Origin of the sequence: Dolichospermum heterosporum TAC447, from assembly GCF_024584745.1 — a bacterium.
GTDB classification, from domain to species: Bacteria; Cyanobacteriota; Cyanobacteriia; order Cyanobacteriales; family Nostocaceae; genus Dolichospermum; species Dolichospermum heterosporum.
Map to the genome: position 1 here is coordinate 301,059 of NZ_CP099464.1, position 13,798 is coordinate 314,856.

At 37.8% G+C, this 13,798-nt stretch carries 13 protein-coding genes; 7 read left to right on the top strand and 6 right to left on the bottom strand.

What is annotated here, in order from left to right:
• Nucleotides 1-124: 124 nt before the first annotated feature.
• The 3 genes from coaD (at nucleotide 125) to NG743_RS01395 (ending at nucleotide 3,339) form a co-directional block, all read left to right on the top strand.
• A complete protein-coding gene (gene coaD, locus NG743_RS01385) occupies nucleotides 125-658 on the top strand; it encodes a pantetheine-phosphate adenylyltransferase (protein WP_027400851.1) in 534 nt (177 codons plus the stop codon).
• Nucleotides 586-1,326 carry a DivIVA domain-containing protein gene (locus tag NG743_RS01390; RefSeq protein WP_257121323.1) on the top strand — a complete coding sequence of 247 codons (741 nt, stop codon included), beginning with the start codon at nucleotides 586-588 and terminating at the stop codon, nucleotides 1,324-1,326. The genes coaD and NG743_RS01390 overlap by 73 nt, the downstream gene beginning before the upstream one ends.
• Nucleotides 1,327-1,935: 609 nt before the next feature.
• Nucleotides 1,936-3,339 (top strand): IctB family putative bicarbonate transporter, encoded by a 1,404-nt coding sequence (locus NG743_RS01395; protein WP_027400848.1) that lies wholly within the window; start codon nucleotides 1,936-1,938, stop codon nucleotides 3,337-3,339.
• Nucleotides 3,340-3,429: 90 nt separating this feature from the next.
• Here NG743_RS01395 and smpB read toward each other — a convergent pair whose 3' ends face one another.
• Entirely contained in the window at nucleotides 3,430-3,900 is a 471-nt protein-coding gene (smpB, locus tag NG743_RS01400) for an SsrA-binding protein SmpB (RefSeq protein ID WP_027400847.1), read from the bottom strand.
• 526 nt (nucleotides 3,901-4,426) lie between these two features.
• Between smpB and NG743_RS01405 the strand changes: the two genes are divergently transcribed.
• The gene (locus tag NG743_RS01405) at nucleotides 4,427-5,110 is read left to right on the top strand and encodes a response regulator transcription factor (protein WP_257121324.1); all 684 of its coding nucleotides are present in this window, start codon (nucleotides 4,427-4,429) and stop codon (nucleotides 5,108-5,110) included.
• A 102-nt stretch (nucleotides 5,111-5,212) separates the two neighbouring features.
• Here NG743_RS01405 and NG743_RS01410 read toward each other — a convergent pair whose 3' ends face one another.
• The 5 genes from NG743_RS01410 to NG743_RS01430 form a co-directional block, all read right to left on the bottom strand.
• Nucleotides 5,213-6,235: a leucine-rich repeat domain-containing protein gene (locus NG743_RS01410; protein WP_257121325.1), complete on the bottom strand. Its 1,023-nt coding sequence runs from the start codon at nucleotides 6,233-6,235 to the stop codon at nucleotides 5,213-5,215.
• 190 nt (nucleotides 6,236-6,425) lie between these two features.
• Complete coding sequence (locus NG743_RS01415; RefSeq protein WP_257121326.1) at nucleotides 6,426-7,382, bottom strand: leucine-rich repeat domain-containing protein; 957 nt, start codon at nucleotides 7,380-7,382, stop codon at nucleotides 6,426-6,428.
• Nucleotides 7,383-7,572: 190 nt separating this feature from the next.
• Nucleotides 7,573-8,472, bottom strand: a complete 900-nt coding sequence (locus NG743_RS01420; protein ID WP_257121328.1) for a leucine-rich repeat domain-containing protein — start codon at nucleotides 8,470-8,472, stop codon at nucleotides 7,573-7,575.
• A 190-nt stretch (nucleotides 8,473-8,662) separates the two neighbouring features.
• Nucleotides 8,663-9,487: a leucine-rich repeat domain-containing protein gene (locus NG743_RS01425; protein WP_257121330.1), complete on the bottom strand. Its 825-nt coding sequence runs from the start codon at nucleotides 9,485-9,487 to the stop codon at nucleotides 8,663-8,665.
• Between the two features lie 243 nt (nucleotides 9,488-9,730).
• Nucleotides 9,731-10,660, bottom strand: a complete 930-nt coding sequence (locus tag NG743_RS01430; protein ID WP_027400844.1) for a leucine-rich repeat domain-containing protein — start codon at nucleotides 10,658-10,660, stop codon at nucleotides 9,731-9,733.
• An 89-nt stretch (nucleotides 10,661-10,749) separates the two neighbouring features.
• Between NG743_RS01430 and NG743_RS01435 the strand changes: the two genes are divergently transcribed.
• The 3 genes from NG743_RS01435 to NG743_RS01445 all read left to right on the top strand — a co-directional run bounded on the left by NG743_RS01435 (nucleotide 10,750) and on the right by NG743_RS01445 (nucleotide 13,474).
• Nucleotides 10,750-11,529 carry a hypothetical protein gene (locus NG743_RS01435; RefSeq protein WP_236630447.1) on the top strand — a complete coding sequence of 260 codons (780 nt, stop codon included), beginning with the start codon at nucleotides 10,750-10,752 and terminating at the stop codon, nucleotides 11,527-11,529.
• Nucleotides 11,530-11,778: 249 nt separating this feature from the next.
• Nucleotides 11,779-12,603, top strand: a complete 825-nt coding sequence (locus NG743_RS01440) for a TRAFAC clade GTPase domain-containing protein (RefSeq protein ID WP_257121331.1) — start codon at nucleotides 11,779-11,781, stop codon at nucleotides 12,601-12,603.
• Complete coding sequence (locus NG743_RS01445; RefSeq protein ID WP_257121333.1) at nucleotides 12,596-13,474, top strand: GTPase domain-containing protein; 879 nt, start codon at nucleotides 12,596-12,598, stop codon at nucleotides 13,472-13,474. Before NG743_RS01440 ends, NG743_RS01445 begins: the two co-directional genes overlap by 8 nt.
• The last annotated feature ends 324 nt before the right edge of the window (nucleotides 13,475-13,798 follow it).

Consider the following 13,798-nt stretch of genomic DNA (forward strand, 5'->3'; position numbering starts at 1 on the left):
CCTACCTCCCCCACCTCCCCCACCTCCCCCACCTCCCCCACCTCCCCCACCTCCCCCACCCCCTGTGTTAGATTTAATAAAGTTCTCTTGAAAATCCGTCAATATAATCACTTAAAATAACATTGTGATTGCTATTTATCCTGGTAGTTTTGATCCCATCACCTTGGGACATTTAGACCTTATTCAGCGCAGTAGTCGTCTATTTGAACGAGTCATAGTTGCCGTCCTCCGCAATCCCAGTAAAATGCCATTGTTTACAGTAGAGCAAAGATTAGAACAAATTCGTCTATCTACAAAACATTTACCAAATGTAGGAGTAGACAGCTTTGACGGTTTGACCGTAAAATATGCCCAAATGCAACAAGCGCAAGTTTTGTTACGGGGGTTAAGAGCGGTTTCTGACTTTGAGATTGAGCTACAAATGGCTCACACTAATAAAACATTGTCTACTCAGATCGAGACAGTTTTTCTGGCAACATCAAATGAGTATAGTTTTTTAAGTAGTAGTGTGGTAAAAGAGATTGCCAGGTTTGGTGGCTCTGTTGATCATCTTGTTCCCCCACACATTGCCCTAGATATATACCAATGCTACAACCAAAAATCCCTAGCCTCGAATCCAACCACAACGGCAACAATCCTCCCCCACGAGAGTACGTGAATGGTATCCCTTCCATTGGCAATCCAGCGCCAACATCAGGGGTAGATATTCAGCACGAACTCAACCAATTAGAGGAAATAGTTCTCTCTAGTTTGAGGATTCCCCTTACGGGACGTACCTTAATAGACGAAGATAAATTACTTGAACAACTGGATTTTGTCCGTCTTTCCTTACCAACGGTGTTTCAGGAAGCGCTCAATATTTTGGCACAAAAGCATGAAATTCTCCTAGAAGCGGAAGAGTATGGACAACAGGTAGTAGACGTAGCCCAAGCCAAAAGAGCGCAAATTTTGTCCGAAAGTGATATTGTCAAGCAAGCACAGCGAGAAGCTGACCAACTGCGGCGGCAAGTCCAGCAAGATTGTGAAGCAATGATGCAAGACACCCTCGCAGAAATTGACCGTAAACGTCGCGCTTGTCAACAAGAATTAGAAGAAATGCGCCAAATTGCAATTTCTCAAGCTGAAGAAATTGAAGATGGTGCTGATAAATACGCTGATAACGTTCTGGCTAATATTGAACAGGATATTCAGGAAATGTTAAAAATTATTACTAATGGTCGCAAACAATTAAATTCCCCCAGTGTCCCCAAGAATGGAGATCACCCCCAACAACGCCCCCGCATAATTCCAAAAAAAGATAAGTACAACCTCGTTCCCAGTCTCTGACTGGGAATGCCATCACAGAGGCTCTGCCTCTTGCTGCTATTGAAGTCAGAGCCTTCTATAAATTCATTCCCATACAGAGTATAAGAACGAGAAAACGAGAAAAATAAAAACTTTACATAGTTTTCTAAGGGAACACCAAAAAATAAAGGCGTTGCTGATTAAGGGTATGAATTTTAGTCTCACGCAAAGGCGCAAAGACGCAAAGGTAAGATTTTTAAAGGTTCAATTTGGAAATTTCATACCTCGATTCAGCAACGCCAAAATAAATTACCCAATTTTGTGGGATGGGCATCCTGCCCGTCCTTGTGGTGCGGGCAAGATGCCCGCACCACAAGAAATTTTTGGGTATTTTTTTAATTGGAAGTCCCTAAGATACGAGGTTTGGTTGAGGTACGTTCAATTATCCCTGCGAACTGCTTGCAGCAGTGCTTCGCTATCGCCGGAGGCATCAGTTATAACCCAACAAATGCGTCGGGTTGCGCTATCGCTTAACCCGACCTACAAAAAATAGACAAGGTATTGGCAAACTATTGAGGAAAGGAATATTAATTTTCACAGCTAGACTTGGCGTAAGCTATACTACATAGCTCCTGTATTCTCTATTTCTCCATGAATTTAGTCTGGGAAAGATTGACTTTATCTTCTTTACCACTGAAAGAATATTTGTCTGGTAGTTACCTACATCGGTTTCTGGTGGGACTTTTGCTGCCTTGGCGACAAAGTAGTATTTTAATGCAGTGGGGAGATATTATTGCTGTTGGCTTACTTAGCCTCATTTATGGTCTTGCACCTTTTGTTTCTACTACTTTAATCGGTTTATTGTTGGTGGCTTGTGTTGGCTTTTGGCTACTGTTGACTTTATCGGATGACAATAAATCAGCCAATGCGGCTTCCGTTACTCCTATTCACCTGCTAGTGTTGCTGTATTGGGGTGTTGCGGCGATATCAACGGCTTTATCACCGGTAAAAAAAGCCGCTTTGGGTGATTTACAAACATTAACTCTTTATTTGTTGCTGTTTGCCCTCTGTGCTAGGGTGCTGCGAGTCCCCCGGTTTCGGTCTTGGTTAATTACTCTTTATTTGCATATATCCCTGATTGTTAGCGTCTATGGGTTGCGACAATGGTTTTTTGGCGCGAAGGCTTTAGCTACTTGGGTTGACCCGGAATCACCTTTGGCTAAGACTACCAGGGTTTACAGTTATTTGGGTAATCCCAATTTATTGGCTGGATATCTTTTGCCGGCTGTGGTTTTAAGTTTGGTGGCTATTGTGGCTTGGCCAGGTTGGATCAGGAAATCATTAGCATTAACGATGCTTTTTGTCAATGCTGCTACTTTAATTCTTACCTTTAGTCGCGGTGGTTGGATTGCTTTGTTGGTAGGATTGTTTACTGTGGCGGTATTCCTAATTTATTGGTGGAGTATAAATATGCCCCCATTTTGGCGGAGTTGGTCTTTACCTATTCTGTTGGGAAGTGTGGTGGGGTTATTGGTAATAGGGGTGTTATTTGTCGAACCTTTCCGGGTGCGGGTTGTGAGTATATTTGCTGACCGCCAAGACAGTAGTAATAATTTTCGCAAAAATGTCTGGGAATCTGTGTTTCAAATGATCCGCGATCGCCCGATAATTGGTATAGGACCTGGACACAATTCTTTTAATAAGATATATCCTCTCTATCAACGTCCTCGCTTTACAGCTTTGAGTGCCTATTCTGTTTTTCTAGAAACCATTGTGGAAACTGGCTTTTTGGGTTTTACCTGTTTCTTATGGTTAATAGTCGTCACCTTCAATACAGGATTTTTGCAACTGCGACGATTACGAGAAACTAAAAATATCGAGGGCTTATGGTTAATTGGGGCGATCGCTAGTATCCTAGGTATACTTGCTCAGGGTCTATTTGATACGGTCTTCTATCGTCCTGAAGTTAATACCCTCTGGTGGTTTATGGTGGCTTTAGTTGCAAGTTATTGGCAACCTTTAACAAGGAAGAATCAGGTGACAGGTGACAGGTGACAGGTGACAGTTAAGAGGGAATAGGGGGCAGAAAAGAGAAATTTTCTTCTTCCTCCTTCTTTCTTTCTCCTGACTCCTGACTCCTGACTCTTAATACCTCTTCATTGCCCTTTGCATATCTCTTTGATCATCACGACGTTTGAGGCTTTCGCGTTTGTCGTGGAGTTTTTTACCTTTACCCAGGGCAATAACTATTTTTACCCAGCCCCGTTTTAGATACATTTTTAGGGGGACGAGGGTTAAACCTTCCTGTTGTACCCTACCAATGAGTTTACGCAGTTCTTGTTTATGAAGTAATAATTTGCGGGTTCGTCTGGGTTCGTGATTAAAATATGCACCGCTGGAGGTATAAGGAGAAATATGTACGTTAATTAACCATGCTTCCCCGTCACGAAGCAGGGCATAACCATCTTGCAAATTGGCTTTACCTGCACGAATTGACTTGACTTCAGTTCCTGTCAATTGAATACCCGCTTCATAGGTTTCTATGATTTCATATAAAAACCGTGCTTGCCGATTATCACAAATAACTTTGTAACCTTCACTCTGTTTATCACTCATCAAAAATCTTCTTAAGTTTTAATAAATACGCCCAAAAATTTCTTTAGACTGGCTTTTTCTTTAATTGTAGTCCAAAGGGACTGGTGATTAGTGATTGATCAAAAATCATCCCCCTCTTTTGGAGATTACGTAGGGTCTGCTGATAGCGTAGCGTTAGCCATATAAACCGAGAACTGAGATATATCAAGAGTTTGAAAGGTAAAAAAGGTGAAACAAGTGTAAGGAATAAGCGTTGAAACTACCAAAACCCTATCACTTGACCAAATTCAAGACTATTCTTCTCTTCTTCTAATTCTGACTCCTGACTCCTAGCCCTCATAGACAACTTTTTCAGCAACCCCTACGTAAAGTTTTATGAACAATTTGTGAAAATTTAATATTTTCTTTAGAAATCATTGATGATGTCATCATGAGTAAGTAATCTTGTCATAGTATTAGAGATAGAATTAGTATTCTTGCTTGTGTCTATTAATATTTGTGATTACAGTAAATTGCTCAACCAAAAGATTATAGGGGTGTACTATCCATGCCCTTGACTATTCTTGTCGCAGATGACGATTTAGGTACACGCCTATCTATTAGTGATTATCTTGATTTATCTGGGTATAGTGTCATAACTGTTGATAATGGTGTAGATGCTTTGGCGATGGTTGAAAAACATCATCCTGATTTGATGGTGACAGATATTATGATGCCACAGATGAATGGTTATGAGTTGGTGCGTCGTGTTCGTCAACTATCAGCCTTTCGATTATTACCTGTGATTTTGTTGACAGAAAGAACGAAAACTCAAGAACGAATTTTGGGATATCAGTCTGGCTGTGATATGTATTTGTCTAAGCCATTTGAATTGGAAGAAATAGCCGCTGCTATACGTAATTTGTTAGAGCGATCGCAAATCATCCAATCAGAATGTCGTTTTATTTATCAGGAAGAAATCAGTTTTGCCACTTATACAAAAGCAAAAAACGGTCATATTTCTATCCCTACTCAAGTGCAACAATCTCAAGTATTGACACCGCTAACTGTGAGAGAACAGGAAGTTTTAGACTTATTAACTCATGGTTTGTCTAATGGAGAAATTGGTAATCATTTACATTTAAGTCCGCGCACAGTGGAGAAATATGTGAGTAGTTTATTGAGGAAAACAGAAACTAGTAATCGTGCTGAATTGGTTAGATTTGCGATAAAACATGATTTAGTAGAATAGGATTTTTGTCCAATTTGACATTTTTAGTCTGGTAATATTCAGGGAAATTGAGTATTTTGAGGGTGCGTTAGTAAGTCCATAGCGCACCAAAATATAACCCGACTAAAATTTACAAATAGACTCTGGTTTCAGGGGACATTGTTTAACGATAAGTGGATTTTTCGCAAGGTAAAGATAAGCCAAATTAGTCAGATTAGACAAAGGTTTGATATCGCTGATTTTATTTCCCGAAAGGGAAAGAGAAGTCAAATTAGTGAGATTAGACAAAGGTTTGATATCGCTGATTTTATTTCCCGAAAGGGAAAGAGAAGTCAAATTAGTGAGATTAGACAAAGGTTTGATATCGCTGATTTTATTTCCCAAAAGGTCAAGAAAAGTCAAATTAGTCAGATTAGACAAAGGTTTGATATCGCTGATTTGATTTCCCAAAAGGTCAAGAAGAGTCAATTTAGTCAGATTAGACAAAGGTTTGATATCGCTGATTTTATTTCCCGAAAGGTCAAGAAAAGTCAAATTAGTCAGATTAGACAAAGGTTTGATATCGCTGATTTTATTTCCCAAAAGGTCAAGAAGAGTCAATTTAGTCAGATTAGACAAAGGTTTGATATCGCTGATTTTATTTTCCCTAAGGTAAAGAGTAGTCAATTTAGTCAGATTAGACAAAGGTTTGATATCGCTGATTTGATTTCCCAAAAGGTCAAGAAGAGTCAATTTAGTCAGATTAGACAAAGGTTTGATATCGCTGATTTGATTTCTCGAAAGTTCAAGTTCAGTCAAATTAGTCAGATTAGACAAAGGTTTGATATCGCTGATTTTATTTTCCCAAAGGTTAAGAGAAGTCAATTTAGTCAGATTAGACAAAGGTTTGATATCGCTGATTTTATTTTCCCTAAGGTTAAGAGAAGTCAATTTAGTCAGCGTTTGATTAGCTTGACTACAATTTCGGGTTTCAGCAACATTTAATAATGCTTCTACCGTTCGTTTCGTCTCTTGAGGTAAACTGGCTTTTTGTTGACACCATTCTTTAAAGGTCTTAGGTGTTTTTATAGGTGCTGCGGTGACTTTTGGGGTGTAAAATCCTAAAGTCAGGGTAAAAATGGTGGTTGCTACTAGACTTAGTTTCATGATTTTAGTGATAAGAAGTTACAGTAATTTTATTATGTTGTCGTGCTGAATTGTCAGATTTGCGATCAAACATGATTTAGTAGAATAGGATTTTTGTCCAATTTGACATTTTTAGTCTGGTAATATTCAGGGAAATTGAGTATTTTGAGGGTGCGTTAGTAAGTCCATAACGCACCAAAATATAACCGGACTAAAATTTACAAATAGACTCTGGTTTCAGGGGACATTGTTTAGAGGTAAGTGGATTTTTCGCAAGGTAAAGAGAAGTCAAATTAGTCAGATTAGACAAAGGTTTGATATCGCTGATTTTATTTTCCCAAAGGGAAAGAGTAGTCAATTTAGTGAGATTAGACAAAGGTTTGATATCGCTGATTTTATTTTCCCAAAGGGAAAGAGTAGTCAATTTAGTCAGATTAGACAAAGGTTTGATATCGCTGATTTGATTTTTCCAAAGGTAAAGAAAAGTCAAATTAGTCAGATTAGACAAAGGTTTGATATCGCTGATTTGATTTACCGAAAGGTCAAGAAAAGTCAAATTAGTCAGATTAGACAAAGGTTTGATATCGCTGATTTGATTTACCGAAAGGTCAAGAGAAGTCAAATTAGTGAGATTAGACAAAGGTTTGATATCGCTGATTTTATTTTCCGCAAGGTCAAGAGCAGTCAATTTAGTGAGATTAGACAAAGGTTTGATATCGCTGATTTTATTTACCGAAAGGTCAAGAGCAGTCAAATTAGTCAGATTAGACAAAGGTTTGATATCGCTGATTTTATTTTCCGCAAGGTCAAGAGCAGTCAATTTAGTCAGATTAGACAAAGGTTTGATATCGCTGATTTTATTTTCCCAAAGGTCAAGAGCAGTCAATTTAGTCAGATTAGACAAAGGTTTGATATCGCTGATTTGATTTTCCCTAAGGTCAAGAGCAGTCAAATTAGTCAGCGTTTGATTAGCTTGACTACAATTTCGGGTTTCAGCAACATTTAATAATGCTTCTACCGTTCGTTTCGTCTCTTGAGGTAAACTGGCTTTTTGTTGACACCATTCTTTAAAGGTCTTAGGTGTTTTTATAGGTGCTGCGGTGACTTTTGGGGTGTAAAATCCTAAAGTCAGGGTAAAAATGGTGGTTGCTACTAGACTTAGTTTCATGATTTTAGTGATAAGAAGTTACAGTAATTTTATTATGTTGTAGTGCTGAATTGTTAGATTTGCGATCAAACATGATTTAGTAGAATAGGATTTTTGTCCAATTTGACATTTTTAGTCTGGTAATATTCAGGGAAATTGAGTATTTTGAGGGCGCGTTAGTAAGTCCATAACGCACCAAAATATAACCGGACTAAAATTTACAAATAGACTCTGGTTTCAGGGGACATTGTTTAGAAATAAGTGGATTTCCCAAAAGGTCAAGAAAAGTCAATTTAGTCAGATTAGACAAAGGTTTGATATCGCTGATTTTATTTTCCCTAAGGTCAAGAAAAGTCAATTTAGTCAGATTAGACAAAGGTTTGATATCGCTGATTTTATTTTCCCCAAGGTCAAGATCAGTCAAATTAGTCAGATTAGACAAAGGTTTGATATCGCTGATTTTATTTTCCTCAAGGAAAAGGCTAGCCAAATTAGTCAGATTAGACAAAGGTTTGATATCGCTGATTTTATTTTCCGCAAGGGAAAGAACAGTCAATTTAGTCAGATTAGACAAAGGTTTGATATCGCTGATTTTATTTCCCCAAAGGGAAAAAAAAGTCAATTTAGTCAGATTAGACAAAGGTTTGATATCGCTGATTTGATTTCCCCCAAGGTTAAGAGAAGTCAAATTAGTCAGATTAGACAAAGGTTTGATATCGCTGATTTGATTTCCCCAAAGCTCAAGATAAGTCAATTTAGTCAGATTAGACAAAGGTTTGATATCGCTGATTTGATTTTCCCTAAGGTCAAGATAAGTCAATTTAGTCAGATTAGACAAAGGTTTGATATCGCTGATTTTATTTCCCCCAAGCTCAAGATAAGTCAATGTAGTCAAATTAGTCAGCGTTTGATTAGCTTGACTACAATTTCGGGTTTCAGCAACATTTAATAATGCTTCTACCGTTCGTTTCGTCTCTTGAGGTAAACTGGCTTTTTGTTGACACCATTCTTTAAAGGTCTTAGGTGTTTTTATAGGTGCTGCGGTGACTTTTGGGGTGTAAAATCCTAAAGTCAGGGTAAAAATGGTGGTTGCTACTACACTTAGTTTCATGATTTTAGTGATAAGAAGTTACAGTAATTTTATTATGTTGTCGTGCTGAATTGTCAGATTTGCGATCAAACATGATTTAGTAGAATAGGATTTTTGTCCAATTTGACATTTTTAGTCTGGTAATATTCAGGGAAATTGAGTATTTTGAGGGTGCGTTAGTAAGTCCATAGCGCACCAAAATATAACCGGACTAAAATTTACAAATAGACTCTGGTTTCAGGGGACATTGTTTAACGATAAGTGGATTTTTCGTAAGGTCAAGAGAAGTCAAATTAGTCAGATTAGACAAAGGTTTGATATCCCTGATTTTATTTACCGGAAGGTCAAGAGAATTTAAGTTAGTCAGATTGGACAAAGGTTTGATATCGCTGATTTGATTTTCTGAAAGGCCAAGAGAAGTCAATTTAGTCAGGTTAGACAAGGGTTTGATATTGCTGATTTGATTTTTATCAAGGTAAAGAGAAGTCAAATTAGTCAGGTTAGACAAGGGTTTGATATTGCTGATTTGATTTTTATTAAGATAAAGAGAAGTCAAATTAGTGAGATTAGATAAAGGTTTGATATTGCTGATTTGATTTTCCGAAAGGTAGAGAGTAGTCAAGTTAGTCAGGTTAGACAAAGATTTGATATTGCTGATTTGATTTGCTGAAAGGCCAAGATAAGTCAATTTAGTCAGGTTAGATAAAGGTGTAATATCGCTGATTTGATTTCCCGAAAGGTCAAGTTTAGTTAAGTTAGTCAGATTAGACAAAGGTTTGATATTGCTGATTTGATTTCCCCAAAGCTCAAGTTCAGTCAATTTGGTCAGCGCTTGATTAGCTTGACTACAATTTTGCGTTTTGGCAACTTTTAATAATGCTTCTACCGTTCGTTTCGTCTCTTGAGGTAAACTGGCTTTTTGTTGACACCATTCTTTAAAGGTCTTAGGTGTTTTTATAGGTGCTGCGGTGACTTTTGGGGTGTACAATCCTAAAGTCAGGATAAAAATAGTGGTTGCTACTAGACTTAGTTTCATGATTTTAGTGATAATCAGAATTAAACACAGATAAATGCAAATAAACGCAGATGATTTTATAAGTCCTTAGAGGATGTTTGAAAAGTTTTGAATGTATAGACTGACCCCTCTCCAAACCTCTCCCCTGCAAGGGGAGAGGCTTTAAAACCCCCATTCCCTTGCAGGGAAGGGGGGTAGGGGGGTTAGGTTTTTGGAGATTACGGGTTTGATATAATACTTTTCAAACAACCTCTTAGTGATTTGCTAAAAACTAAAACGACAAATAGACTCTGGTTGGATGGGACATTGTTTAGAAATAAGCGGGTTATCCTGAACTTTAAGAGTCTGTAAATTTTCCAAAGCGGATAAAGATTGAATATTTTGGACTTGATTTTTTTCTAAGTAAACAGCAGTTAATTTAGTCAGATTTGACAAAGATTGAATATTTTGGATTTGATTTTCTCCCAGATAAACAGCAGTCAATTTAGTTAAATTTGACAAACTTTCAATGTCACTAACTCGATTTTCTTTCAAGTCGAGAAAAGTTAAATTATGCAAATTTGCTAAAGGTTTGATATCGCTGATTTGATTCTTCCACAAGGAGATAAAAGTTAAATTATGCAAATTTGTCAAGGGTTGGATATCCCTGATTTGATTTTTCCACAACGAGATAAAAGTTAAATTATGCAAATTTGTCAAGGGTTGGATATCCCTGATTTGATTTTCCCACAAATTCAGGGTAGTTAACTTAGTTAATTTTGATAAGGGTTGGATATCAATAATTTGATTTCCACCCAGGTCAAGAGAAGTTAAATTAGTCAAATTTGCTAAAGGTTTGATATCACTAATTTTATTTTCCCATAAAGAGATAAAAGTTAAATTAGTCAAACTTGATAAAGGTTGGATATCACTAATTTGACTTTTCCACAGGTTAAGAGTAGTCAACTTAATCAGTTTTTGATGAGCTTGAGTACAGTTTGTCGTACCAGCAGTTTTTAATAATACTTCAACCGTGTATCTCGTCTGTTGAGGTAGCTTGGCTTTTTGCTCACACCATTGTTGAAAGTTGTTTGGTGTTTTTGCCGTTGTCACAGGGTTTTTAGCAGGTTTTTTTACAGGTGCAGATGAGACTGGCAATGTGTAAAGTCCTAACGTGAATGTAAAAACAGTAGCCGCAGCTAAAATTAGTTTCATAATTTTTAAATTACACAGAATCCACAGTAATTATACCATTGATGACAAACTTACAGCCTATTTTAGGTTTAATTATTGTATGATGACGTTTGGATATACGTAATGTCACAAAAATAATCAATGTGGGAGTAATATATATAGGCGATCGCGCAACAGGTAAGACTCACTTAGCACTAGAGTTAGTCAACCCCAAAGGTGAATATGTCAAAGTTGCCAATCTCGATTATGACAATCTGAGAGTGCAATTGTTGGATGAAAACTCACAACCCTACGCGACACCTCGACAAATGCCCTACGAACGGTATTTAGAGATGGAGGTGCGGCTACCGTCTGGTAATAAGCAAATGGTAGTAGATTGGATTGATACAGCGGGGGATGTGTGGGACAGGAATTTGCAAAAGGATAGTCCTGAACAATGGAATCAATTTTTGCCTCTCATTCGCAACAGTGAGGGAGTGTTGCTTATTCTTCCACCCCACCGGGGCATGAGTTTACAACCAGGTATAGATGTGGAGCAGTTTGTCACGCAAAAACAATGGTGTAATCGCTTTGACAGATGGGTGAAATTTTTCCATCACCAATGTCCCAATGTTAGACATTTAGCTATTTGTATCAATAAAGCTGATTTATTTTGTGATTTATCCCAGGAAGGTGGTAAACTGGCTTACAAGCCTTATGGTAGTTCCCTGAACTGGCAGCAGCGGCATACTTATGTTTTACAAAGATATTTTCGTCCGATTTATTCCCAATTAGAACAATTGAATAATGGTCTTTCCGGTGGCTCGGTGCGGTGTTTTATTACATCTATTCATCATCGAGGTTTATTAGAATTACCTTGGATTTATTTGGGTAGTTTTTTAGCGAAATAGGTTTGAATTGTGTTAGACAAATTTTTTCATGGATTGAAACCATCGCCGGGGCTATATTCGTCATTCTCTGTTCTTTACAGCGATTTCCAATCATATAAGCTACATCTTAGCCCCCTCATCGCACCCCCCTAAATCCCCCCGCAGCAGGGGGAAGAAAAGGATAAGCTTTTGATACTGGAGGGGGTTGGGGGTGGGGTTCTTGTTCCAGGTTTGATAACAATTTGCTGTAAATAATTAAAAGGGTATAACATGGGCAACATTCATATAATCGGACCACAGGCTTCTGGCAAAACTACTTATTTAGCGGCTTTGGCTTATCAACCATTAAAAACAAAGCAGAAAAATAAAAATTTTAAAGTTCAAGCGTTGAATGAAGAAACTAGAGAATTAGCAGACAAGGCGGAAAACATTATTTTAGAGGGTGCATCTTTAGAACCTACTTATCTTGATGTCAAAACAATTGATGATTTAAAAGTCTATTCATTCATTATTGAAATTCAGAAAAAATGGCGAAAGCTAGAGAAAATAAATTTAGCTGTGCGAGACTATCCAGGAGAAGTTTTTAAAGAGTTGGAATCAGTTTCTGCTAATCCATTACATGAAGAATTTATGAATGAGTGTTTAAGTAAAGATACTCAAGGGTGTTTAGTTTTATTAACAGAGTGGAGACAAGGAACAGATAAATTTTATAAACGAGTCTTTAAAAGGTTTATAAATTTAATGGATAAACAGGAAAGATTGCATGATTTACGGTTAGCTGTAGCCATGAGTAAATGTGAACGGGGGGAACTGTGGCCTGGTCGGTTAGATCCTGAAAATGATTTATTTGCCATTCATTTCCCAGAAACTCTGTCATTTTTAAAAGACAATATTCCTCCTAAAAATTTACAGTTTTATGCTATATCTACTTTTGGGGTTTTAGGAAGTAAAGATCCGCGCCCCAATCGTAAGGAAGAATTAGGAAAAGAAGGCAGATATTCTGTGTTACGAGAAACTGATAACTGGTCGCCCTATGGGATGATTTCACCTCTCTATTGGTTAAGTACAGGTAAGAGGATGAAAGAAGATGTTTAATTTATTTAAGAATAAAAATCAGCCCCCATTACAAAGTAGTGGGGTGTTACGAATTATAGGCGATCGCTCTTCTGGAAAAACTACATATATGGCTTCCTTAGCCCGATGGCCAAATGCTGATCCTGATAGTCCAGTTCAAGCTGTAACCGCAGTGGACGAAGGGGGAGAAGACTTACTTAGTAAAGCTCAAAATATCTTAGAACAGGGCTTAGAACTAGAAAGAACTCCTTTTTTAAACAATATATCGAATGTAAATGATTGCACTTTACAAATTACGCTGAAAGAAAAAAAATTAGGTTCTAAATTACTGAATTTAAATATCAGTTGCAAAGACTACTCAGGTGATTTTTTTGAAGTTTTATCACATCAAGGAAAAATTCCCCAATTAGATGAATATTTAGAAGACTGTTTACAGTGTAATGGTATTCTGTTTTTGGTTGATGGTAGTAGTCGGCGCAAAGATTTAGAATATGCCAATGGTTTAGATAAATTGCTGTTAGCACTTGACCGGAATGATCTGGGTGGAAGTAAGCGGCGAATTGCCTTAGTATTGAATAAATGTGAACAATCTGATTTGTGGGTAAATCGAGATAAACCAGCGTTCTTAGCATCAGCAAGGTTTCCCCAGGTTTGCAGGAAATTACAATCATGGCAACAAATGGGAGGGGGTGATATAGAATTTTTTACAGCTTCGGCTTTTGGGATGTTGGGTAGTAAATATCCAGAGCCAAATGTTAACTTACTCACTAAAACTAGGGGGGGAGTAACAGCAGTAATTAAAAATCCCAAACTTTGGCGGCCTTTTGGTTTGGTTGCTCCCATTTATTGGCTTTGTACAGGTTCACGTCATCAGGAATTAGATCATGTATGAAAGGAGATCCCCGTTTTCTACCTCTCCCTAACCCTCTCCTACAAGGAGCTACGGTGTACACACAAGTTATCGAATCACCATTATTCCTCAAATTACCCCACCCTAACCCTCCCCGATGCTTTGGGGAGGGAACTAATTTTTCCGGTTTCCCCCCAAAGCATCGGGGGGATTAAGGGGGGTAATTTAACTTGTGTGTACACGATAGCCTACAAGGAGAGGGAACTGGAAGGGGATTTCAAAGCCTCTCTCCTTGCAGGAGAGAGGTTTGGAGAGAGGTCTTTCAATCAACTTTATGATTTCCCAAACATCCTCTTAGAGGTTGTT